Annotated in this window: 24 protein-coding genes; 18 read left to right on the top strand and 6 right to left on the bottom strand. The window is 40.7% G+C overall.

What is annotated here, in order from left to right:
- Positions 1 to 490 precede the first annotated feature (490 nt).
- The 3 genes from H6G86_RS31625 to H6G86_RS31615 are packed head-to-tail and all read right to left on the bottom strand — an operon-like array spanning position 491 to position 1,406.
- On the bottom strand, positions 491 to 1,003 hold the full coding sequence (locus H6G86_RS31625) for a hypothetical protein (protein WP_190937641.1): 513 nt from the start codon (positions 1,001 to 1,003) through the stop codon (positions 491 to 493).
- 6 nt (positions 1,004 to 1,009) lie between these two features.
- Positions 1,010 to 1,240, bottom strand: a complete 231-nt coding sequence (locus H6G86_RS31620; protein ID WP_190937640.1) for a hypothetical protein — start codon at positions 1,238 to 1,240, stop codon at positions 1,010 to 1,012.
- Between the two features lie 25 nt (positions 1,241 to 1,265).
- Positions 1,266 to 1,406: a hypothetical protein gene (locus H6G86_RS31615; protein WP_190937639.1), complete on the bottom strand. Its 141-nt coding sequence runs from the start codon at positions 1,404 to 1,406 to the stop codon at positions 1,266 to 1,268.
- Between the two features lie 134 nt (positions 1,407 to 1,540).
- Between H6G86_RS31615 and H6G86_RS31610 the strand changes: the two genes are divergently transcribed.
- The 7 genes from H6G86_RS31610 (at position 1,541) to H6G86_RS31580 (ending at position 7,264) form a co-directional block, all read left to right on the top strand.
- On the top strand, positions 1,541 to 1,747 hold the full coding sequence (locus tag H6G86_RS31610) for a ribbon-helix-helix domain-containing protein (RefSeq protein WP_242065072.1): 207 nt from the start codon (positions 1,541 to 1,543) through the stop codon (positions 1,745 to 1,747).
- Position 1,748: 1 nt separating this feature from the next.
- Positions 1,749 to 1,892: a hypothetical protein gene (locus tag H6G86_RS31605; protein WP_190937646.1), complete on the top strand. Its 144-nt coding sequence runs from the start codon at positions 1,749 to 1,751 to the stop codon at positions 1,890 to 1,892.
- A 221-nt stretch (positions 1,893 to 2,113) separates the two neighbouring features.
- Positions 2,114 to 3,331 carry a hypothetical protein gene (locus H6G86_RS31600; RefSeq protein WP_190937638.1) on the top strand — a complete coding sequence of 406 codons (1,218 nt, stop codon included), beginning with the start codon at positions 2,114 to 2,116 and terminating at the stop codon, positions 3,329 to 3,331.
- 193 nt (positions 3,332 to 3,524) lie between these two features.
- A complete protein-coding gene (dnaB, locus tag H6G86_RS31595) occupies positions 3,525 to 4,913 on the top strand; it encodes a replicative DNA helicase (protein ID WP_190937637.1) in 1,389 nt (462 codons plus the stop codon).
- Between the two features lie 324 nt (positions 4,914 to 5,237).
- Entirely contained in the window at positions 5,238 to 5,387 is a 150-nt protein-coding gene (locus H6G86_RS31590; protein WP_190937636.1) for a plasmid partition protein ParG, read from the top strand.
- Between the two features lie 87 nt (positions 5,388 to 5,474).
- Complete coding sequence (locus H6G86_RS31585) at positions 5,475 to 6,407, top strand: CHAT domain-containing protein (protein ID WP_190937635.1); 933 nt, start codon at positions 5,475 to 5,477, stop codon at positions 6,405 to 6,407.
- Positions 6,408 to 6,427: 20 nt separating this feature from the next.
- A complete protein-coding gene (locus H6G86_RS31580; protein ID WP_190937634.1) occupies positions 6,428 to 7,264 on the top strand; it encodes a hypothetical protein in 837 nt (278 codons plus the stop codon).
- Positions 7,265 to 7,680: 416 nt separating this feature from the next.
- On the opposite strand, the gene H6G86_RS31575 is transcribed toward H6G86_RS31580, so the two are convergent.
- The 3 genes from H6G86_RS31575 to H6G86_RS31565 are packed head-to-tail and all read right to left on the bottom strand — an operon-like array spanning position 7,681 to position 9,725.
- Entirely contained in the window at positions 7,681 to 8,418 is a 738-nt protein-coding gene (locus tag H6G86_RS31575) for a DUF6753 family protein (protein WP_190937633.1), read from the bottom strand.
- Positions 8,418 to 9,197: a P-loop NTPase family protein gene (locus H6G86_RS31570; protein ID WP_242065071.1), complete on the bottom strand. Its 780-nt coding sequence runs from the start codon at positions 9,195 to 9,197 to the stop codon at positions 8,418 to 8,420. Before H6G86_RS31570 ends, H6G86_RS31575 begins: the two co-directional genes overlap by 1 nt.
- Positions 9,198 to 9,725: a hypothetical protein gene (locus H6G86_RS31565; RefSeq protein WP_190937632.1), complete on the bottom strand. Its 528-nt coding sequence runs from the start codon at positions 9,723 to 9,725 to the stop codon at positions 9,198 to 9,200.
- A 340-nt stretch (positions 9,726 to 10,065) separates the two neighbouring features.
- On the opposite strand from H6G86_RS31565, the gene H6G86_RS39090 reads away from it, so the two are divergent.
- The 11 genes from H6G86_RS39090 (at position 10,066) to mcdA (ending at position 22,569) form a co-directional block, all read left to right on the top strand.
- Positions 10,066 to 10,578, top strand: a complete 513-nt coding sequence (locus H6G86_RS39090; protein ID WP_242065070.1) for a MobC family plasmid mobilization relaxosome protein — start codon at positions 10,066 to 10,068, stop codon at positions 10,576 to 10,578.
- Positions 10,559 to 13,804, top strand: coding sequence for a relaxase/mobilization nuclease domain-containing protein (locus tag H6G86_RS31555; RefSeq protein ID WP_190937631.1), 3,246 nt, complete (start codon positions 10,559 to 10,561; stop codon positions 13,802 to 13,804). The genes H6G86_RS39090 and H6G86_RS31555 overlap by 20 nt, the downstream gene beginning before the upstream one ends.
- A gap of 4 nt (positions 13,805 to 13,808) precedes the next feature.
- Complete coding sequence (locus tag H6G86_RS31550) at positions 13,809 to 14,144, top strand: hypothetical protein (protein ID WP_190937630.1); 336 nt, start codon at positions 13,809 to 13,811, stop codon at positions 14,142 to 14,144.
- Between the two features lie 24 nt (positions 14,145 to 14,168).
- Entirely contained in the window at positions 14,169 to 15,755 is a 1,587-nt protein-coding gene (locus tag H6G86_RS31545) for a type I restriction-modification system subunit M (RefSeq protein ID WP_190937629.1), read from the top strand.
- Between the two features lie 11 nt (positions 15,756 to 15,766).
- A complete protein-coding gene (locus tag H6G86_RS31540; protein WP_190937628.1) occupies positions 15,767 to 15,994 on the top strand; it encodes a hypothetical protein in 228 nt (75 codons plus the stop codon).
- A gap of 4 nt (positions 15,995 to 15,998) precedes the next feature.
- On the top strand, positions 15,999 to 16,352 hold the full coding sequence (locus H6G86_RS31535; RefSeq protein WP_199338504.1) for a type II toxin-antitoxin system VapC family toxin: 354 nt from the start codon (positions 15,999 to 16,001) through the stop codon (positions 16,350 to 16,352).
- Positions 16,353 to 16,520: 168 nt separating this feature from the next.
- Positions 16,521 to 17,732 carry a restriction endonuclease subunit S gene (locus H6G86_RS31530; protein ID WP_190937626.1) on the top strand — a complete coding sequence of 404 codons (1,212 nt, stop codon included), beginning with the start codon at positions 16,521 to 16,523 and terminating at the stop codon, positions 17,730 to 17,732.
- A 180-nt stretch (positions 17,733 to 17,912) separates the two neighbouring features.
- Positions 17,913 to 18,143, top strand: a complete 231-nt coding sequence (locus H6G86_RS31525) for a type II toxin-antitoxin system VapB family antitoxin (RefSeq protein ID WP_015197919.1) — start codon at positions 17,913 to 17,915, stop codon at positions 18,141 to 18,143.
- Positions 18,140 to 18,568 carry a type II toxin-antitoxin system VapC family toxin gene (locus H6G86_RS31520; protein WP_190937625.1) on the top strand — a complete coding sequence of 143 codons (429 nt, stop codon included), beginning with the start codon at positions 18,140 to 18,142 and terminating at the stop codon, positions 18,566 to 18,568. The genes H6G86_RS31525 and H6G86_RS31520 overlap by 4 nt, the downstream gene beginning before the upstream one ends.
- A 3-nt stretch (positions 18,569 to 18,571) precedes the next feature.
- Positions 18,572 to 21,460, top strand: coding sequence for a type I restriction endonuclease subunit R (locus H6G86_RS31515; protein ID WP_190937624.1), 2,889 nt, complete (start codon positions 18,572 to 18,574; stop codon positions 21,458 to 21,460).
- 329 nt (positions 21,461 to 21,789) lie between these two features.
- The gene (mcdA, locus tag H6G86_RS31510; protein WP_190937623.1) at positions 21,790 to 22,569 is read left to right on the top strand and encodes a carboxysome distribution maintenance ATPase McdA; all 780 of its coding nucleotides are present in this window, start codon (positions 21,790 to 21,792) and stop codon (positions 22,567 to 22,569) included.
- Positions 22,570 to 22,571: the final 2 nt, after the last annotated feature.

Genomic DNA, 22,571 nt, shown 5'->3' with positions numbered 1-22,571 from the left:
GATAAGCCCCTCTTCTTAGAGGCTGTCAATAACCTTAGAAAATAACTTTTTAGAAGCCTTTTAGTCGTTGCACTCAATGGCTATAACCACGTAATAACAAACCGCTTACCGATTCAAGACTTACTGAATTATCGATTTTACCCCCGTAAAAGCGCCCCTTTTGGACTAGTTGACGCGCTTGTGTCAAAGTCTTTGTCCGTTTTGCGCGGTGGTAGATGTTACCAAGGTTTAGAACAAACTCAGCTGTATTGAGTTGTGATTTATCTCTGCTGTGTGCTGTTTATATAAGCTCGGCACTTCGTAGCAGCGTCTTAGCACCTTGTCACGATTGAGCTTTAAGTCAGCACTCTTAGACTGACGCGGTAAAGGACGGAAATAGTACTGAGTGTATCTGATACTGTCGCTACTGGTTAAATATCTGTAAAGGGTTCCGTCGATCCAGTACGTTTTGCTCTGGCTCAATAGCGTGACGCATCCTACAAGCTCTTTATCAATCATCATTTTTATCTCCCGCGACACACGCGCTCGTCAAGCTTGCACCCAGGAAGACCGCGATAGAGGCGATGGCACTTCCTTCAAAAATTTTGGCGTTGTAGATCCATGTGGGCTGATATTCCTCGCCTCTGCTTTGTTCAATCCGGTCAAAGCCGTGACAAAAGATAGTACCAACTACCATAAAACCTGTTGTTACCAAGCTCAGAATTGCTACTTCTGATGCTGCATCGAGTATGAATGAGTTAATCTTTTCACGCCAAGGAATTACACGGCGAATGTGCATTACTGGCTTTTGTTCTAGATATGAATGCCACTGCTCATCAGTAAAATTCAAGGGCTTGTAATCACAGGGTTCATGTTCGTCAAGTAGTTCGCCTACTGCTTGGATTGCATCGCCTAGCATCACATCTGGGGAGTATTCCAGTTGTCTGAATTCTTCCGAATCTCGAATTTCTCTGAGCCAGCGATCTATTGCTTCTAACCTTCGTAATTGGTTTTGGTGGAGCATAAATCCTTATCCTTCTTTTTGTTTATTTCTGTGGACTTTGAATTGCTTACAAGCCCACTCAAAGCTGTAGTTGAGAGTGTCTGCAACCACTTCCCATTCCTCAAGATTCATTGCTTGCAGGATGCTTGCGTCTACAGTCTGTGTCCATCTTTTGAAAGCGACAGTTGCCCAAGTTCCATTGATTTCTGAGATTTGCCACCAAACTGAAAAAGGCAACTTTTTAATATCGATATCCATACTTGGTCTATGTAGTTTTCAAGGTTCAGACACGCACAATTCCCGCGACCGCAGATATAAAGCGATCGCTATGCAGATGTGCTGATAAATAGCGAAAATTAGTCGTCAAAGTCAGCGCTTGCAACCCTTGCAACCCTCGAAAGGAAGTCGCCTTAGCGTTTTGCACTTGGGTCTTACTTGCGTCTGCCTTAAGTTATTGACGTATCGATAACCTTGACACTAATATATTAGTAGATAAGTTCTGAACTTGTCAACTAGGTTCGGAACTGCTTAGAACCAGCTGCCTTTTGACAAGTTTTGATGTTAACTGAAAATGTCGGAATATATCAGAACTTTTCTAATATAATGGCAACGTCAAAGGCAAAAGTAACTTTTACATGCAGTCCTGAGTTAAAAGAAAAACTACAAGAATGGGCGGACAGCGAAAGCCGAACCCTATCAAATTTAGTTGAACTGATCACCCAACAAGCAGTAACAAACCATGAAAACAAAGTGAGCAACAAGTAATATGATTAACGCTTACCAACCGGACATCACAGCACAACTAGACGATATAGACGAGCGCTTAGAACAATTGGGTGATGAATTAGACATTATCCCCACAATACAAAACGGTATGAGGCGGGAAGGCGCAAACAATCAACAGATTTAGCGTCTCTCATACACAAATCCCCACTAGTGGCAACTAGAGGGGATGCGTACCAGCGGAGACTGGATTTTCATTAATTGTTTTGTCATAACGCGGGTAACTCCGAACTGAAAATGTCCTGCAAGACTTTTCGGAACCGCGACCGCACTACTATAGTAATCAGCTTTGCGGTCGCCGTGCAAGGAGTTATCCGAAATCAACACAAAATTTCGGAATGTTACAAAATGAAATCTCAAAGCGTAGACAGTGCGATCGCGAATCAGGCATTAGCAGCATATAGAGCAACCCACGGCTACGAACCTTCATTTACCAAGCTTTACTGGTGTGTGGCAAACGAAGTGGGTGTTTGCGAGGCTTTACTAATTCAAATCATTGAAAGCTGGTGTATTGCGAACGCGAAGAATAACAAGCGCGGATACTTACACAATGAGGAATGGTGGACTAGTGCTACTTATAGCGCATGGGCAGAAAGATATCCTTCACTGGGTACACAGAAAAGTATCCAAAAAAGGTTATTAGCTCTAGAAAAACTTGGTTATGTGATTGCCTGTCAGCCCAGGAAGAAAGAAGGCAGTAGCGCCAAATTCTATCGTGTGGATGCCGTCAAAGTAGGAGCATTGATTCTTCAGGGTCTATCCGTGGTCACTAATAGTGACGATGTAAATAATACAAGACTATCCGTGGTCACTAATAGTGACGATGTAAATAATACGAGATTATCCGTGGTCACTAATAGTGATGGGGTAGTCACTAATAGTAATGGGGTAGTCACTAATAGTGATGTCCCACCCCCTTTAAAGTCAGTCGCAGAACAGCTTTCAGCGTCTTTATTAGATTACAGAAATAAATTACCTCAATCCATCACTGGAGAGACGGAGGAAAAAGAGGAAGAAGAAAGGAAAGAAACTGACCAAGAAAAAGCACTTCTAGATAATCACTACGCTGTTAATAAAGAGAAAGTCTCTACAACTAACGAGAAATCCACTCATGAGGATCTAAATTCCGGCGCGCCGCGTGAGAATCATTCTCAAATTTTGGTTTTTAGTGATGACCCAGTTAAAGAAGTAGATTTCCTGCTTTACTATCAGACCTATCAGCGTAAGCAGGGTAAAGACATTAACAACGTTGCCCCATACGTGACTACAGTGCTTTCTAAAAAAGATGAAGGTAGTACAGAGATATTTTGCTTATTTGAGCAATGGAAAGTAGGTTGCAGGAAATTAGAGCGCAAAATTAATAACTTTGCTGATGACCCCGCAGAAGTAGAGAAACAGCGCAAGAAGTATGATTTTCCCAGATGGGAGGCGCGGATGCACGATCACTACTACAGTATGCTCCAGTCTGAGGGACTATCTAAGTTTTGCAAGCATAAAGTATCTGCCAAATGGTACGAATGGGCAAGCGCCAAGTTTCCTGAAAGATTTGTAGATATTCCTGATTGACCAAGCCCCGAAGGGGCAGGGTGTGGGGTGTAGGGTGTGGGGTGTAGGGGAAGAATGAACCTCGTCCCAAGCGCTGCGACCTAATTGTGAAGAAACTCGATGGGGTTCCATCCTACACCCTACCCCCTACACCCTTCTTTTTAGTGGGTATCTGACTGTAAAAATTTAGACCTAATTCAAATCAAAGGTTAATATGTACGCCAGTGACGACAACGTAATTCCTTTTGCCACCACAGCCAATAAGCTACCACCACAGAGCATTGAATCTGAAGAGGCGATACTTGGGGGCATCTTGCTTGACCCAGTAGCCATAGAACGTGTCCGCGACATTTTAAAGCCGCACCACTTCTATATCAGCGCTCATGGTCGTATATACAACGCAGCCCTTCGACTTAATGCCCAAGAATTGCCCACAGACTTGTTGATGATCACGAATTATTTAGCTGATAATAGTTTGTTAGAAATTATCGGCGGTCGAAACAAGTTAGCATCGCTGGTTGACAGGACGGTATCAGCAGTTAACATTGATGCGCTGGCAGGTCTAGTTGTGGAAAAATGGAAGCGCCGGGAACTAGGTAGACTGGGAAACCTTGCAATTGAGTTGCAGCACAAATCCAATGAAGAAACCCCCTTAGAGGAAGCCTTCTCACAATTACAGGACTTGATCTATGAGTTGCAGCGTTCGTCTGACACTGCGGGGGCCAGCCACATAAGAGATGTGATTGTTGATCTGTTTCAGGATATTGAAGACCGCAGCCAAGGTAAGGTATTACCTGGGATTCCCACGGGCTTTTATGATCTTGATGCAATGACTTGTGGATTCAACCGCAATGATTTAGTCATCGTTGCAGGTCGTCCGGCGATGGGGAAATCAGCGTTTGCGGCTCAGATAGCTTTTTATCTCGCCCAAGCTTATCAGTTTCCGGTTGTCGTGTTCAGTTTGGAGATGTCAAAGCTACAGATTGCCATGCGTGCGCTTTCAGGTGAGGCTGGCATAGAAAGCGGCTACTTGAAAACTGGGCGTATCTCTAATAAACAATGGGAACCACTATCACAGGGCATCAGTACACTATCAGAGCTACCTGTTTACCTCGATGACCGCCCAGACCCATCACTGAGCTATATAGAATCTGAATGCCGTAAAATCATGGCACAAGAGCGCCGTGATTTGGGTTTGATTGTCGTCGATTATCTGCAACTGATGGATGGTAACGGCGGGGGCAACAGAAACAATGAGATAGAAAAGCTCACACGCGGACTTAAGCGTTTAGCGATGAAGTTACAGACCCCTGTTATGTGTTTATCGCAACTATCAAGAGCAGTAGAAAACCGTAATAACAAACGCCCTATGCTCTCGGATTTACGTGACAGTGGCGGGATTGAGCAGGACGCGGACAAAGTAATTATGTTGTATCGTGATGAATATTACGACCAAAATACGCAAGACAAAGGAATTGCAGAGATTATCCTTGCTAAAAACCGCGATGGGGCTACAGGCACAATCCAACTACTGTTTGATGCACACTTAACGAAATTTAAGAACATGGTGCGATCTCCGTCAGCACAAAGTGACTGGGATTAAAAAGTATGGTCAGAGAAACATTTCTCTGACCATGCTTTTTAAGCAATACTCGTGAAGACATTTCTTAATTACAAGTTGAAAGGCAGGCAGAGAAAGACTTTTGATAGCCAATGCTGAGTATCGCTGTTGCGCGGTAATGGTTTTCTTACTTTTTTGATAAGTTACGGTAATAGACTTGAAACTTTTTGGACAGATAAACCTGGAAAGTCCCAAAGCACTCTTTAGTAAAGTGCTTTCACTTTTTAACTAGCATTTTTTCGGAATTGCCTTTTTTACATTTGTAGATTTGTGTAACAATTACGTACATAAATATCAATATAGAAAATGCACATTAGCATTACGGATGACTTGAAAAAGCGGTTCCATGCCACCTGTGTCATGCAGGGTAAGAAAATGAGCCAAGTAGTAATTGAGCTAATCGAGCAATGGCTCGAAAGCAACGAGGTTCCCCAAGCTGGGGAGATAAAGAGGTAAGAGGCTAGTACCAAATCGGATGTTCTTACTACTGGTAAAACCATTTGAGTGAGAATCTGCTCAACTTATATAACTGGGGTCTAGTGAATGGTGCAAACAATCTTAATTTTGGCAGCAAATCCTCAAGGCACAAAACCGCTGCGTTTGGATGAGGAAGTGCGTGAGATTGATGCTGGATTGGAGCGAGCTAAACAGCGCGATCAGTTTGTATTAGAACAGAAGTGGGCAGTCAGACCCAGGGATATACAACGAGCAATGCTGGATATCAATCCACAGATTGTTCATTTTTCTGGGCATGGGGTGGGGGATGAAGGTCTGGTATTTGAAGATGAAGTTGGGCAGGCAAAGCTAGTTGATGGAGAAGCGTTAGCGGGACTGTTTGAACTGTTTGCAGACCAAGTTGAGTGTGTTGTTCTTAATGGGTGTTATTCAGAGATACAAGCTCTTGCAATCACTGAACACATTAACTATGTAATTGGCATGAAAAAAGCGATTGGAGATAGATCTGCAATTGAATTTGCTGTAGGTTTTTATGATGCCATAGGATCTGGACGTTCTATAGAATTTGCCTATAAATTTGGTTGTGCTGCAATTCGATTAGCTGGTCTTCAAGAGCAACTAACACCTATTTTAAAAAAAAAGCAAAATCTTAAGGACACGGTTCCTGAGATTAGTTGGAGTAAAGACGAGCCTTTAGTAAAACATGAATCTATGTCCGAAACATCTCAAGAACTAAATGAATCTGATATACAAACACTTACAGAACTATTGATACGTAGTGGACGGGCCGAATATTCGGCGCGAAAAGCACTATGTTTAAAAATTGGAATTGAACCAAATCAAATTGTGTTCCTAAGACAACCTGCGGACGCTGATTTTGCTCTTGAGCTAATTAGTCATTTATATAGTACAGATGACAAACAAGCTTTCTATAAAATATGTAAAGAACTCGAAAATGTCTTTAAAAAAGGAAAGTATGCTACTGATTTAGAATATATTAAATCAAAAGTTAACTGTTAAGTAATCTAAGAGGTTTAAAGATGTCACAAGAATTTTTAAGTGAGAATGATATAAAAGAATTAATAACATTATTGCTCCGTAGTCAAGTAACAAGATCACGAGAAGCACTATGTAGAAAAATTGGAATTGATCCCACACGATTAGGTTTTATAAGAGATTCTTCGGATGATGACTTTGCTACACAGCTAATTCACTATTTAAATGGCATAGAAGATAAAGAGAGCCTTTGTAAACTTTGCTGCCTGGAATTAAGTCCTATTTTTAAAAATGAAACATATGGGTCAGTTTTAAAAAAAATTGCGATAAAGCTCAATTGCAGTCAAAGCTTTGTTAAACAAAGAACAATAAATAATCCCAATCCTGATACTATACTTAATTATCATAATCAAATACCCAAAAAAACACAAATTATAGTTGGTATAACTCTTATCACTGGATTAGCAATTTCTGCTTTATATATTCACAGAGACGATCCACCTAAAGTAACAGCAGAATCTACGCAAACATCACCATCTACGCAAACATCACCATTTACCGAAACATTACCACCTACTGAACCACTACCATATGTTGGTAAATGGTCTAATGGTAGAGGAGAAACTTTATCAATTACTTCAACAACGATCAGGTTTGGTAAAGATAGCCCAATGTCCTTTAAAGATATAACTAGAGTTACTGATGGCACTATATTCAATATAGAAATTACTAATGCTGAAAATATAAACGCATTGCAGAAATTTCTTATGTTGAGCATTGATGGGAACCAAATGAACATGAAGGGCTATGATTCACACGGAGATATGCACCTTGGGCAAAATTCAGGATTAGAAGTAAATTGGGTTCGGGATTCCCAATGAATAAAATACTCACTGCGTAAGGATGATAATCATTGTTTTCAGGACATTCACAACTTTCAGAACATAAGCCTGATAAAGCTTTTACCTTGTTTATGTTTTTCACAACGATACCTTGAAATTCTCGCTTTTGACTCAGCCTGTATCTATTCAAAGGGCAGCAGAGCGTCACATAACACTTTACAGGTTAGTTTGTCGCTATCTGGTACACTACCCTTCACGAATCTTTCACTTGTGACTTACTTTGATTACGTCGTTAAACCTGCACTAAATAATTTAATGCAGGATTAGTTATTTGTTGATATTACTATTATTCAATCATAAGTTGGATTTCATTAAAAGGGTATTGAACCGCATATCTCGGCTCAACCCCGAATACAGATCCAATTGTTTTAAATCGCGTTTTCAACAACAAATTTTTACCGCTGTCGTCTCTGATTTGGATCTGTCCCCAACTTTTTCTCAACCCGTTGAAGCTTGGTATTACTCCAATCAGTATTCTGCAAAATCTTCTGTAGAGACTCACTAGTTTCAATAGGAGTAGGGATTGGGGTCATGTGTGAATAAAACCAAAACAGAATAAAAAATGAGATCGGAGAGACAAGCCAGATTCTAATAGCTCTAGTCCAACCTTTAACGACCGATTCCGCGTCTTTTTGGTTCAATAGAGATATTCCTATCTGAATCTCTTTCAATTGTTCTTGCAACGGTTGGCTCAATGTCTCTGGTTGCCTTGGGGAGATATTGCTCAAATTCTCGGAGAGTTTCGTTAAGCTCGTCAATTGCTTGAGTTGTTGCTGCGACGTTAGATTTAATGCGCTCAAGGCTGTCCCTAGCTGATTGCAACTTGTCGCTAGATTTTTGATATTCTCCGTGTGGTCGGCTTGGGTCTTCAATTGCTCTGCCGTCAGTTGACTCCATTGGTTTAACTCATCTTGTAAATTTTCAAACAACAACTTCCAATCATTTGGTGCAGTTTCTGTTAGTTGCGCCAAATAACCAATGTACTGCACCAGCCGAAATGCTGGGTCATCTTGTTTCATCCCAGAATCAAGCGCAAACCGTAAGACTTTCGCTTGAAACTCAGGTGGTTTTTCTGACAGTAATCTATCTAAATGAGATACCGCACCATTGCCATTACCATTACTTACAGCCATTACTCTAACCCCAACTGTATCGCCGCCTTAGAAAACTCAGTTTCAACCGCATCAATCCAGCCAAAAACTCTCGATTGATTACTCAAACTAAAATCCTCATGCTCTAGCGCCTCTCGGAAGGTAAGATCCTTGGAGTCAACGAGGTCAAAAATATCGTCATATAACTCAGGCAATAAAAGTTCAACTGCCCCCAATGCTTCTACAGCCTGCTTCATCTTAGAATTGTTGTAGCGAGTGAACTTGTGTTCATCACCCCAGTAGAGATTTTTCACAACAACATAATCAACTTTGTCGCCGCAGAAATCCACCAGCCGTTTTAACTGCAACAGACTATCTTTGACTCGACCCAGTACCGACACCATAGTGATGCGATAACCCAAACGCTGGGCATTTTGAAACAGAAAAATATCCTTAGCCACCGATTCAAAATACTCAGCAGCACCAGCAGGCAGATCCACAAGGGAAACTTGAGGAGACAAACGCTTCAAATCATCCTGCAAAGCATCAGCACCACCGCGCTGATTTAGTTTGAGCGTTTGCACCCCTGGCATAACCTTGTTGTAGTGGCGATAAAGTTGGGGGTTCGACTGGTCACACTCATAAGCAATGCAGTTAATATTTCTGTGGCGGTAAATGTCGAGGAGAATCCGCGCCACTACACTTTTACCAGTACCGCCCTTATCACCAGTTACCAACACCAATCGCCCAAGAGTTTTTGGCTGTTCATTCGCCTTTTCGTCCTGAACTTGGTCAGCCGATTGTCTAGGTTTGACTACCATCTACAAATCCTCATCGTTTATTATTTCAGGCACAAAAGCAAGGCGAGAGGGATTTTGATTCTCTGGAGCTTTATCATCAGAGGTCTTTTTAGCCGTTTTAGGAGTTTTAGAAGTTGTTGATTTGGATGAAGCGGATTTTGATTTTGGTTCTGATTGAGACTGAGGTTTATTGGCGGATTGAGTATTGCTTTCTGTAATCTCAGGATTCTCGTGAACTACTGGCTCATCAATAACTTGTGTACTGGTATTCTCTTGGCTAGGAGGAGTGACTGATTTTTTGCGCGTAGACCGACGAATATCGTTAAGTAAATAACGGATGCGTTCAGGACTGATGTTGATATCCAAGGGGGCTAAAGTTTTAGACACTTCCTCGTAGCTATAGCCGAGACGAAGCACCCGTTCAATTTGACGACGCATCTTTTTAATAGCCGCTCGTGCTGGGATATCATCTAATTCCTTAGCACCTAAAGCGCGTAGAGCATCAAGAGCGTCTGGAATCTTTGACTTAGGAATACTGTCTTTAGCCACAAGAGTAAAAATCAAACTAATGTTTATGTTTAAAACTTTACTTTAATCTGGAGCATCTATCTAAAGACAGGTAATTATCAATGCAACAAATAGTTAAGGAACAGCAACAGATATTAACGTAACTGATTGAACAGTGATTACTCAAAGCCTGTAAAATAACTCACGAACAGTTAATCAAAAATCAATCACACAGTCATCAGTAAAAATTAGCCACATTGCAATTTACGTCAACTCGTTAGTAATATCATCGTGGTGGTAGCCCCAGATTACGCATTTTGTCCCTTAGTGGGTAGTTCCCCTTGTCCTTCTGCCTCCCCGAAAGACTGGTTAGGAGCAAGCCATGCCTAGCACTACGTGCTGTCTTCGCTGCGCTCGACTCGGCAGGCTTGCCAAAGGGGGAAGTATCCCCACTTTGGAAACCCCCTCAAAAACTGCATCAACTCAAGTTTTACTTATGCCCAAAGCTTCTTCTCAATCACTTGTCCGCACCAAAATGTTGCAAGCGCGATTCAGCCCAATTGAATATGAGATGATTCGCTCTAAAGCAGAAGATACGGGCCTGAGCTTGGGAGAATTGACAAGACGCTGTATGTTGCTGCGACCAATCCCACCACCACCGCCACGACTGGGCAGAGTTACACTAGACACATACCTGGAACTCTCGCGCATTGGCAACAATATCAACCAACTGGCTAAAGCCACTAACACCGCCATTAAAATGCAGTTGCCACCGCCAGCATCACCAGAACTTCTACAAGAACTCTTAGAACTGCTACGACACTGCCAACAGGAAATAGCCAATACCTTCATCGAAGAATCGGACGAGGAAACTGATGATTGGCAACCAGACTAAAGGGCGAGGATTCCGTGGACTGCTGAATTATTTGGAGTCTCAGAAAGATGCTAAACTCATTGGTGGTAACATGGGTGGCAATAACGCCCGCGCCCTGGCCAGAGAATTCAAAATCTCTCGACAACTAAACCCAGAAGCTGACCGAGTAGTGTACCACGCATCATTATCACTACCAGAAAACGAGCGACTAGACGAACCAACCTGGAACGAACTTGCTAACCGCTATCTCGAAGAGATGGGCTTTGACAGTAACCAGTACGTAGTCTACAGACACAGCAACACGGAACACGACCACATACATATCTGCGCTAGCCGCATTCGTTTAGACAACGGCAAGATTGTACATGATAGCTGGGATTACAAGCGCAGCGAAACCATTATCCGGCAGCTAGAACGAGATTATGGTTTACAACAAACCCAGAGCAGCTATGAGAAATTATCGCGGAATCCCAGTATTGGGCAACAAAAACGTCTAGAAAGAGAACACGAAGAATATATCAACGGTGAGCGCCTTACACCACAAGAACGCCCTATTAAGCAACAACTCCAGGAAATAATCGACCGCGCCATCCAAGATAAACTGACTATGCCCCAACTGGTTGAGCGGTTGCAATTACAAGGTGTAGAAGTTCGTCACGGATTAACGCGCAACGGTAAAAGTAAGGGCATTTCGTACTCGTGGAATGACCAGAAATTCAGCGGCACATCTTTGGGGCCTGCCTATACATTCCCAGGTTTACAAAAACATAAGGGGATTGACTACCAGCCCCAACGGGATGATGAGCTTATTGAGAATTTGTTGAAGAATCCTAAAGAGCAAGCAGTGGAGAGCCAAAGATTTATAAATATAATCGCTGACTTTATCGAACAGTCAGTAGTTGATGATGCCTTGGTTGAAACGTTACCACAATTAACAGAACAACTGTCTGCGTATCAGCAGCAGCTAGCTAATAATAAAACCACATTTGACGACCTGGAAACCGCGATTGTTGATGAAGAGCAACGACTATCATCACAAAGAGCAGTGGATGCAATCTCTGACTTTATTGAACAGTCAGTAGTTGATGATGCCTTGGCTGAAACGTTGCCACAATTAACAGAACAACTATCTATTTATCGGCAACAACTCTTTCGAGCTAAAACTGCATTCAATGACTTTGAAACAGCGTTGACGACTGAGTTGCAATCCCATGCAGAGAAGAAAACCATTTTATCAATCTTTGATTATATTGAGCAATCAGCTATCGAGTCAGCTTTAAGCCAAGCAGTATTAGGATTAACAGAGCAACTATCTCAATATCGGCAGCAACTCCTTGGAGCTAAAACTACATTCAATGACTTTGATGAAGCATTTACGGCTGAGTTGCAATCCCATGCAGATCAGAAAGCCATTTTATCAATCTTTGATTATATTGAGCAATCAACTATCGAGTCTGCTTTAACCCAAACAGTATTAGGATTAACACAGCAAGTTTCTCAATACAAAGAGCAACTAGTTAAAGATAAAACTACATTCAAAGACTTTGATGAAGCATTTACGACTGAGTTGCAATCCCATGCAGATCAGAAAACCATTTTATCAATCTTTGATTATATTGAGCAATCAACTATCGAGTCTGCTTTAAGCCAAGCAGTATTAGGATTAACACAGCAAGTTTCTCAATATCATCAGCAGCTACTTGAAGCGAAAACTACATTCAATGACTTTGAAACAGCATTGACGGCTGAGTTACAATCCCATACAGAGAAAAGAGCAATTTTATCAATTTCTGATTATATTGAGCAATCGGCTGTTGAATCAGCATTAACTGAAACAGTATTAGAATTAACGCAACAACTTTCTCAATATAAAGAGGAACTTGTTACAGCTAAAACTACATTTAATGACCTGGATGCAGTGCTTGCGACTGAGTTACAGTCTTATGTAGAGAAAAGAGCAATTTCATCAATTTCTGATTATATTGAGCAATCAACTGTTGAGTCAGCCTTAACTGAAACAGTATTAGGATTAACAGAGCAAATTTCTCAATACAAACAGGAACTTGTTACAGCTAAAGCTACATTTAATGACCTGGATACAGTGCTTGCGACTGAGTTACAATCATATCTAGAGAAGAGAGCTATCTTATCAATTTCTGATTATGTTGAGCAATCGACTGTTGAATCAGCATTAACTGAAGCAGTATTAGAATTAACACAACAACTTTCTCAATCTCAGCAGCAGCTATCAGCCGGAAGAACCATATTCGACGACCTGGAAGCAGCGATTGTTTATTTGGAACAACTCCATAGATCACAAAAACCAGTGGATGCAGTTGCTCTTAATCAAACTCCAACTATAACCACAGATGAACCAAAGCTAAAAGATAATCTTTCAGCCGAGTTATATAAATATTACAGCGCTGACTTGCAAAACTTATTAGTGACTGACCGAGATAAAGAAATTGCTATACGGGCGTTATTAGATAATAAGCCATTTGAGGAGGTTGAAGAAATTATCTTTGCCAGTCCAGCCGGATGGACTACTGATGAAGCCAGAGAATTGGTACTAATCGCTAGCAATCAACTGGCACACTTACAAGAACAACCCCAGTTTACGCCCCCAGCAGAGGATGAGAGTCTACGTCGAGTATTACAGGATTACCTGACTCAGCAACGCGGTATAACAAATTTCCTTGTGCAACCATTACAACGGCAGGGGTTGGCTTATATAGATCAGCAGGAAAATATTGTGTTTATCAAGCGGGAGCTAAACGGTGAAAAGTCAGGCGCACTGCTTTGGGATACACATCGCCAAGACAATCGCGCTTTCGAGTACCCCGAAAACAGCGATCGCTCCGAGGGTTGGTTTCATCTGAAATTGGGTGGAGAGCTTGACGATAAAATCGAGAGAGTATTCTTGTGTGACTCCCCCATTGATGCGTTGTCAATGGCAGAGATTGACAGGAATGGACACAAGGGGCAACCACCAGTTAGAACAATGTACATGGCAGTGGATGATCCGAATGACTTGCCCTTTGAGGTACTTAGAAATATCAGCAGAATTGGTTTGGCATTTAATAATGATGATCAGGGAAATGAAGCTGCCCAGGTCGTTCAGGAAAAGTTACCCCAGGCTAAAAGAATTGCACCTAGCGGGCTTACTTGGAATGAGATTCTTATTGAACAGCAGCAGCAGCAAGAGATACGAGAGCAAAAGCAACGGGGGCGCGGTTTAAGTCGATGACCTCATGTTGACCCGACGAACTCGTGACCGCTTCGCTCTCGGAGTCGGTGGCTCTTACGGGCAGAAAGATTACTGGTTAGTCCAACTAGATCCTGCATCCCGCAAGAGCCACTCCGCTAACGCCGACTCCAAGCCACGAGTTCTTAAATCCTGGAAAGATGTTTTCTATCGCGGGTGTTCTTGGTGTTCTTCCCCCATTGATGCCCTGACAATGGCAGAGATTGACATTCAGGCACACAAAGGGCAACCTTGTGTGAAAACTTGGATTCTTTGCGGTGGTAACATTATGCTTGGCTCAAAAGGGACTTACCCTTTGGATACCTCCCAAGTTAAAAACTAAACTGAACAACTAAATTTATAATTTATGTCAGAAGAGCAACGTCGTCAGCTACAGCAGCAACTTTGGAAGATCGCCGATGATTTGCGCGGCAAGATGAATGCCGATGAATTTCGGGATTATATGCTGGGCTTTATTTTTTACAAATATCTTTCTGAAAAAATAGAACGCTTTGCCGATGGGGTATTAGAGGGAGATGGACTTAAGTTTGCGGAACTAAAAGAAGATACTGCCGAAGGTGCGGAGATTGTGGAGGCGGTACGCGAGGCGACGGTGAAGGCGTTGGGTTATTTCTTGAAGCCGTCGGAGCTTTTTAAGGCGATCGCCCTCAAGGGTAGCAACCAACTGGACACCAATAACGAGGGTGAAGGTCATAACTTCATTTTGGCGGATCTGACGAAGATTCTCAAAAACATTGAACAGAGTACCCTGGGGACGGATAGTGCCGATGATTTTAGTAATTTGTTTGAAGATTTAGACTTGACTTCATCCAAGCTAGGGGCAACTGAAAAAGCCAAAAATGAATTAGTTACTAAGATTTTGGTGCATCTAAATAAGATTGACTTCCGGCTGGATGATACAAACGCGGATGTGTTGGGTGATGCTTACGAGTATTTGATTGGTGAGTTTGCCAGTGGTGCGGGGAAGAAGGCGGGGGAGTTTTATACACCGCAGCCTGTCTCGACTTTGTTGGCGAAGTTGGTCACGAGTGAAAAGCCAAACTTAAAAACGGTGTACGATCCTACCTGTGGCAGTGGTTCGCTGTTATTGCGGGTGAAGCGTGAGGCGGCTCATGTTGATAAGATTTACGGGCAGGAGATGAACCGCACGACTTATAACTTGGCGCGGATGAATATGATTTTGCATGATGTCCATTATGCAGATTTTGATATCAAGCTAGAGGATACCCTAGAACATCCGCAACATAGAGATTTACGCTTTGAGGCGATTGTAGCGAATCCACCGTTTTCAGCTAAGTGGAGTGCCAGTCAATTGTTTATGAGTGATGATCGCTTTAGTGTCTATGGCAAGCTTGCGCCTAGCAGTAAGGCTGATTTGGCATTTGTGCAGCACATGATCTATCAGTTATCTGATGATGGCTGTATGGCGGTGGTATTGCCTCATGGGGTGTTATTTCGCGGCGCGGCGGAAGGACATATTCGCCAATATGTGATTGAGCAGATGAATTATTTGGATGCGGTGATTGGTTTACCTGCAAATATTTTTTATGGTACGAGTATTCCGACTTGCGTTTTGGTGTTGAAGAAATGTCGTAGAAGTCCTGATGATATTTTGTTTATTGATGCCAGTCAGCATTTTGATAAGGTAAAGACGCAAAATATTCTGCGTCCTGAGCATATTCAGAAGATTGTCGCAACTTATAAGGCTCGGACTAATGAGGATAAATATAGCTATGTGGCGAGTATTGAGGAGATTAAAAAAAATGATTACAACTTAAATATTCCCCGTTATGTTGATACTTTTGAGGCTGAAGACGCGATTGATTTAGATGCTATTTCTGCCAAACTCCAAGCTATTGAGGAACAAAGTCAAGTCACGGATGCTAAAATTACATTATTCTGTGATGAGTTAGGGATTAAACCGCCATTTTAAGGGAGGATTTTATGCAAGTTAAAATTGAGTTACCTGATGAGTTGGGAAAACAACTTTTGGAAATGCCTGATATGCAGCTATTAGTACAGAAAGCTGTGGAAAAAATGTTATTGGAAGAGCGACAAAAACATTCATCTCAATTATTAGTTGATCTAGTTAATGATTTGCCTGAATTTCCAACTTTCAAAAATCAAGATCCGTTAAGTTTACAAAAAGCATTACGCAATGAATGGGATTAAGTATTTGTTAGATACAAATATCGTGATTGGTTTGTTTCAACGCGATTTAATAATTTTGGATATTTTAAAAGATAAGCAAATTAAAATTGGTGAATGTGCTTATAATGCAATAACTCGCATGGAGTTATTGAGTTTTCCGTCTATAACACCCACAGAAAAAGAAGCTATTGTATTTTTATTAAGTCGTATGACATATTTAACGATCACACCAGCAATTGAAAATGAGACTATCAGTTTTAGATATACTCACAAAACAAAACTACCTGATTCTATTATTGCTGCAACTACCAAGCATCATGGACTTGAGTTAGTAACCTTAGATAAAAAGTTAGCAAATAAGCTTAAATTAGATGACTAACAGTATTTTATATTTTGCGAAGATTTAGGAATTGAGCCGCCTTTTTAAGAATTGGTTCTCTAATTGAGTTAAGGTAGTTATTGCAAAATTATGAGTTTAGAAAATATAAAAGTGAAATATTCTGTGCTAAATAATCGCGCTTCGTTGCAGTTTGGGGTGTGGGAATAGATGAGTGTGCCTAAGTTGAGGTTTAAGGATGAGAATGGGCAGGATTTTCCAGATTGGGAAGAAAAACGTTTAAACAAGGTTATTTGCGAAAGATCAGAGATATCTAATGATAATTACCCAATTTACAGCTTAACTATACAAGATGGGGTAACTCCGAAGACTGATAGATACGAACGAGAACATCTTGTAACTGATAAAAGTAATGCCTATAAATTAGTTAAAAAAAATGACTTTGCCTATAATCCAATGAATTTAAGATTTGGGGCAATTGCTAGATATTCTGGAGATAGTCCAGTTAGAGTTTCAAAATATTACAACGTCTTTTATTGCAATAATTTATCTAATTCATTATTTTTTGAAACATATCTAAAAACTACTGCAATGATTAGTTTTTACGACAGAATGGCTAGTGGTTCTCTTATTGAAAAAAAGAGAGTTCATTTTGGCGATTTTTTGAGATTTAAAATCCCTATAGCAAGTATTCAAGAACAAACTAAAATCGCTGATTTTCTCATAACTATAGATGAAAAAATTGCACAACTCACGCAAAAATGTGAATTATTAGCGCGTTATAAAAAAGGCGTGATGCAGCAGCTTTTTAGCCAAAAATTGCGCTTTAAAGATGATGATGGGTGCGATTTCCCAGATTGGGAAGATAAAAAGATAGGGGCTATAGCTACATTTTTAAAAGGTAAGGGAATTTCTAAAGCTGACATTTTAAAAGATGGTGATACTCCATGTATTAGATATGGAGAGTTATATACTGAATATAGCGAAACAATTCAGGAGGTAAAATCTAAAACAAATGTTAATCGTGATGAACTTCAATTCAGTAAATCAAATGATGTAATTATTCCCGCTTCTGGAGAAACACAGATTGATATTGCAAAAGCTTCTTGTGTTTTAATTTCAGGTGTGGCATTAGGTGGAGATTTAAATATAATCAGATCCAAGGAAAATGGAATTTTTATTGCTTACTATCTGAATAGTCAAAAGAAGCTAGATATTGCAAAACTTGCACAAGGTAATTCAGTAGTTCATTTATATGCCAGTCAATTAAAGCTTTTAGATTTAACTATACCCATCAAATCAGAACAAACTAAAATCGCTAATTTCTTAACTACACTTGACGAAAAAATTACCCAATCTCAAACCTATCTCGAAACAGTAAAACAATACAAACAAGGCTTGCTACAACAAATGTTTATCTAATGAATTGACTATAACATAACTAACATTTATACTAATGTTTAAACCTGTAGATATTTAGCTTGTCATTATAATTGAAATATCACTCAATTTCAGCACTTATGACAATAACCCAAGATTCCACCTAACTCCGGCAATCTCTCAACAAAATCATTCAGATTTTACACAACCGAGGACAAAGCGATGACCATTATCACAATAGATGATGAACTAATTAATGAAATTATCGCAGTCAGTCACTATGAAAATCCACAGGAAGCGGTCATTAAAATATTATCCAATTACTTGCAGCAACAAAAAAAAGAACTGCCTTTATTTGAGCGACTACGTTTTATAGACGACGAATCTGCCGAAGATGATATCGCCTCGTTGTTTGAACGTGATAGAGACACAGGCAGGAATTTTGAACTATGACTTATCTAATTGACACCTGTGTAATGTCTGAATTTGTTAAAAAAGCTCCCAATCCCCAAGTTAGTCAATGGTTTAATCAGCAACCGATTGAACAACTATTTTTAAGTAGTATTACTATCGCTGAAATAAAAAAAGGGATTTATAAAATCCAAGACTCACAACCTGAACGATATCAAAAACTAAAAATATGGCTGCAAAAAGTAGAAATTGAATTTTCTTCTCATATTTTACCGATAAACGATGATATTTTAGATAATTGGGCAAAATTTTCTGCAAATGCCGAATTGAAAGGTAAAAAATTAGCCGTAATGGATAGTCTGATTGCCGCAACAGCACATCATCATAAATTAACTTTAGTTACCCGCAATGTTGATGATTTTAAACTGACACCAGTTAAAATTATGAATCCTTACAGTCTTGAGTGAATTATGACCACCCAACCCGAAGCCGAACTAGAAGAATCCTTAATCGCCCAACTGCAAGGCATGAAATATGCAAGGGTCAAGATTAAAGACCAAGCGGCAATGTTAGCCAACCTCAAACAACAGCTAGAAATCCATAACGGTAACATCACCCTAACTAAACCAGAATTTGATCGCATCCTCAATCACCTCAACACAGGAACAGTCATCGAACGCGCCAACATATTACGCGGACTATACCTCCTAAAACGCGACACAGCAGATGGCAAACCCGCCGAACCAATTTATATTAGCTTCTTAAACTGTGATGAGTGGTGCAGAAATGAATTTCAAGTAACCAACCAGATTAGCGTTGAAGGCAAACGCAAAAACCGCTATGACGTAACCATCCTCATTAACGGCTTGCCACTAGTCCAAATAGAACTAAAACGACGCGGCTCAGAGCTAAAAGTCGCATTTCATCAAATTAACCGCTACCAGCATGAATCCTATGACGCAGGCGCAGGACTATTTCAATATGTGCAGCTATTTATCATCAGCAATGGCGTAAATACAAAATACTTCGCAAACAACAAATATCAAGCATTCCAACAAACCTTCTACTGGACAGACAAAGAAAATAATCGCATATCCGACCTGGGCGAATTTACCGACACATTTCTCAGAACCTGCCATCTCGCTAAAATGATCACCCACTACATCGTGATCACCGCCAGTAACATCCTCAAAGTCCTACGCCCCTATCAAGTCTACGCAACCGAAGCATTAGTTGAACGAGTCAAACACAGCACTAATAACGCCTACATCTGGCACACCACAGGATCAGGCAAAACCCTCACCTCATTTAAAGCCAGCCAGATTATTATGCGCCAACCAAAAGTACATAAAGTTCTATTTGTAGTCGATCGCAAAGACCTAGATTATCAAACCGCTAAGGAATTTAACGAATTTTCCCAAGGCAGCGTAGATAGTACCACTGACACTAATAACCTGATTACAAAACTAAATGACGACAGCATAAAACTAATCGTCACCACTATTCAAAAACTGAATAAAGCCATTATTAAAGAACGCTATCTTGACAAAATTAAACATCTGCAAGATAAAAAATTTGTATTTATCTTCGATGAATGTCACCGCAGCCAATTTGGAGACACCCATAGAAATATCAAAAAATTCTTTAAAAATGCCCAAATGTTCGGCTTCACAGGTACACCGATTCTCACAGATAACGCATTTGGGACTAAGGATCATCAACAAACCACCGCAACATTATTTGATGAATGCTTGCATAAATACGTGATTGTTGATGCCATCAAAGATGAGAATGTACTTCGCTTCGCTGTGGAATATGTTGGTAGAAATAGGCAAGAGGAAGTCCAGCAGAAAACACGTAAGAAAAAAAGTGCAACCAATCTCGATATTGCCGTAGAAGAGAACGACACCAAAGAAACACTTGAAAACCCAATCAGACTAGCAAAAATTACTGATTATATCCTTACTCATCACGCCCAAAAAACTAAAGCCCCTGACTTTACCGCGATGTTTTGTGTAAGCAATATTGAAACCCTCATCAAATATTACGAACTATTCAAAAAGAAACAATCACAAGCGACTACCCCCCTAAAAATCGCCACAGTCTTCAGTTATGCCGCTAACGAAGAAAACCCACAGGCAAACGGCTTAATTGAGGAAGAACCGCTCGAAATCCCCAGTAATGCCAATATCAACCAAAGTAACCGCGACAAACTCGATCAATATATTGTCGATTACAACACCCTCTTCAACACCAAACACAGCGCCGACGACAGCCAAGGTTTTTATAACTACTCTCAAGACATTTCTAAGCGCGTCAAGAACGGCGAAATCGACATTCTGCTCGTAGTGAATATGTTCTTAACAGGCTTTGATAGCCCCAGATTGAACACCCTATATGTCGATAAAAATCTCAAGTTTCATGGATTAGTCCAAGCCTTTTCTCGCACCAATCGCATTCTCAACGACAAAAAATCACAGGGTAACATCGTTTGTTTTAGAAATCTCAAAAAAGCTACCGATGACGCGATCGCCCTATTCTCAAATAAGGATGCTAAAGAGACAGTACTGGTACAGCCCTATGAGGACTATGTAACCCAATTTAACCAAGCAGCGATCGAGCTATTAGCCATAACTCCCACAATCAAAAGTGTAGATGCTTTACCCGATGAAGAAGCCCAATTAGCCTTTGTCACCAAATTCCGCGAACTACTACGCCTAAAAAATGTCCTCACTGTTTTTGCTGACTTTGAAGAAACCGACCTAGCCATTGAAGCGCAAAAGTTTGAGGACTACAAAAGTAAATATCTCGATGTCCATGACAATGTAAAAAAAGAACGCACCACTGAAAGAACTTCAATCCTCGATGATGTGGACTTTGAACTGAGCTTAATTCATCGTGATGAGATTAACGTCGCCTACATTCTCAATTTGTTGAGAAGTATGAGCAAAACTAACCCAGCCGAAGCTGAAAAACGCCAAAAAGAAATCCTTGATCTCATGGCAGGTGAAATACAACTACGCAGCAAACGCGCTTTAATTGAAACATTCATCGAAAATAATCTGCAACAACTCCAGCCCGATGAAAATGTGATCGATGTTTTTGAAGATTACTGGCTAACCCAAAAAGAAGAAGCCTTTACCGAACTTTGCACCACCGAAAATATTGTACCTGAAGAACTATCAAAGCTGATAAATAACCATGCCTTTGCCAACCGTTTGCCACGAGAGCAAGAAATAGTCAGTTCACTCAACTTTAAGCCCAAAATTTTAGAGCGCAAAACAACTATTGATCGCGTGTCCGAGAAGATCAAGTTATTTATTGACACATTTATCGAGGGTATGGGTGGAACTGTCTAGCCATTGCGATCGCCATTTAAACCACATCTGCCTTGAGAACGGTAGTTTTTTGTAATTAGTGTCATAAATATTAAAATGGATTTTTCCCGTCCCAATCCCAATTAAAATGCTCAAAACGGCATCACTGTGCCAAAATGTTTGGGATTTTGAGCATTTTAACGAATAGGCGTAGATATAGCGAAGCTGTCACCAGGGGCAAGATAGGCTGAATACTGTGCTGTGTGCTGAATATTTTTGGTTGGAAGCTAAAAAGCTAAAAAGCTAATTTTAGTATTTGACAAAATAATTAAATGACTATAGGTTAAATAGCTAATTTAATAAATTTGTATATGCTGACAATAACCGTAAGCTCCTTGAGTGGCGGTCAGGGCAAGACGACAACATCCCTGTTCCTGGGGCGGTTACTATCGCGCCAGGGTTTACCTACCTTGATGCTAGATTCCGACCCCCAACACAATCTCACTACCTATCTGGGGTTTGAGTTGGAACCCAACCAACCAACCCTATTGGAATTTCTCAAAAAAACAGTTGCACCAGAAGACTGCATCTACCCGACTCAAGATAACGACAATTTATTTTTAATCCCCGCCGACGACCAACTCGATACCGTGCAAGATTATTTATCTAACAGTGGAGTAGGTGCAACCTTACTCAAACGACGATTGGAAGCCATCAGCCAAATATTTAAAGTGTGCATAATCGATGCCCCACCCCAGCGATCGCAAATTTGTTTGACAGTGATCGGCGCAGCAGATTTTTTGATTATCCCCGCAGAGGCATCAGTTAAAGGTTACGGTTCCCTCGTGCGGACGCTCGACTTATTGAACGGCTTGCAAGATGTCGGTGCAACGGATGCCCAAGTATTAGGTGTTTTACCATTCCGCGATCGCTGGTTTGGTAAAACCCAAGCGCAAGAAAGTCGGGCGGCTGTAGATGGAATGCGTGACGAAGTTGGTGAGGGGTTGGTTTTACCCTCAATCCGCGAATCAGAACGTTACAAGCAGGCCATTAACAAACGTACAACCCTCTCGCAGTTGGGATATAACGACTTGGAATATCCATTTGAGATTTTAGTTGAAAAAATTCGTACTTCACTTGGGGGTAAATAAAA

The sequence above is a fragment of the Nostoc sp. FACHB-133 genome, assembly GCF_014698055.1.
In the GTDB taxonomy this organism is placed as follows: Bacteria; Cyanobacteriota; Cyanobacteriia; order Cyanobacteriales; family Nostocaceae; genus Nostoc.
The sequence above is the reverse complement of the archived record's forward strand: the minus strand, read 5'-3'. Positions and strand labels throughout refer to the sequence as shown.

Bases quoted from the DNA above. Each gene is read 5' to 3' on its own strand.
- H6G86_RS31625 (WP_190937641.1), bottom strand. From the start codon at position 1,003: ATGCTCCACCAAAACCAATTACGAAGGTTAGAAGCAATAGATCGCTGG.
- H6G86_RS31620 (WP_190937640.1), bottom strand. From the start codon at position 1,240: ATGGATATCGATATTAAAAAGTTGCCTTTTTCAGTTTGGTGGCAAATC.
- H6G86_RS31610 (WP_242065072.1), top strand. From the start codon at position 1,541: ATGTTAACTGAAAATGTCGGAATATATCAGAACTTTTCTAATATAATG.
- H6G86_RS31605 (WP_190937646.1), top strand. From the start codon at position 1,749: ATGATTAACGCTTACCAACCGGACATCACAGCACAACTAGACGATATA.
- H6G86_RS31600 (WP_190937638.1), top strand. From the start codon at position 2,114: ATGAAATCTCAAAGCGTAGACAGTGCGATCGCGAATCAGGCATTAGCA.
- dnaB (WP_190937637.1), top strand. From the start codon at position 3,525: ATGTACGCCAGTGACGACAACGTAATTCCTTTTGCCACCACAGCCAAT.
- H6G86_RS31590 (WP_190937636.1), top strand. From the start codon at position 5,238: ATGCACATTAGCATTACGGATGACTTGAAAAAGCGGTTCCATGCCACC.
- H6G86_RS31585 (WP_190937635.1), top strand. From the start codon at position 5,475: ATGGTGCAAACAATCTTAATTTTGGCAGCAAATCCTCAAGGCACAAAA.
- H6G86_RS31580 (WP_190937634.1), top strand. From the start codon at position 6,428: ATGTCACAAGAATTTTTAAGTGAGAATGATATAAAAGAATTAATAACA.
- H6G86_RS31575 (WP_190937633.1), bottom strand. From the start codon at position 8,418: ATGGCTGTAAGTAATGGTAATGGCAATGGTGCGGTATCTCATTTAGAT.
- H6G86_RS31570 (WP_242065071.1), bottom strand. From the start codon at position 9,197: ATGGTAGTCAAACCTAGACAATCGGCTGACCAAGTTCAGGACGAAAAG.
- H6G86_RS39090 (WP_242065070.1), top strand. From the start codon at position 10,066: ATGCCTAGCACTACGTGCTGTCTTCGCTGCGCTCGACTCGGCAGGCTT.
- H6G86_RS31555 (WP_190937631.1), top strand. From the start codon at position 10,559: ATGATTGGCAACCAGACTAAAGGGCGAGGATTCCGTGGACTGCTGAAT.
- H6G86_RS31550 (WP_190937630.1), top strand. From the start codon at position 13,809: ATGTTGACCCGACGAACTCGTGACCGCTTCGCTCTCGGAGTCGGTGGC.
- H6G86_RS31545 (WP_190937629.1), top strand. From the start codon at position 14,169: ATGTCAGAAGAGCAACGTCGTCAGCTACAGCAGCAACTTTGGAAGATC.
- H6G86_RS31540 (WP_190937628.1), top strand. From the start codon at position 15,767: ATGCAAGTTAAAATTGAGTTACCTGATGAGTTGGGAAAACAACTTTTG.
- H6G86_RS31530 (WP_190937626.1), top strand. From the start codon at position 16,521: ATGAGTGTGCCTAAGTTGAGGTTTAAGGATGAGAATGGGCAGGATTTT.
- H6G86_RS31525 (WP_015197919.1), top strand. From the start codon at position 17,913: ATGACCATTATCACAATAGATGATGAACTAATTAATGAAATTATCGCA.
- H6G86_RS31520 (WP_190937625.1), top strand. From the start codon at position 18,140: ATGACTTATCTAATTGACACCTGTGTAATGTCTGAATTTGTTAAAAAA.
- H6G86_RS31515 (WP_190937624.1), top strand. From the start codon at position 18,572: ATGACCACCCAACCCGAAGCCGAACTAGAAGAATCCTTAATCGCCCAA.
- mcdA (WP_190937623.1), top strand. From the start codon at position 21,790: ATGCTGACAATAACCGTAAGCTCCTTGAGTGGCGGTCAGGGCAAGACG.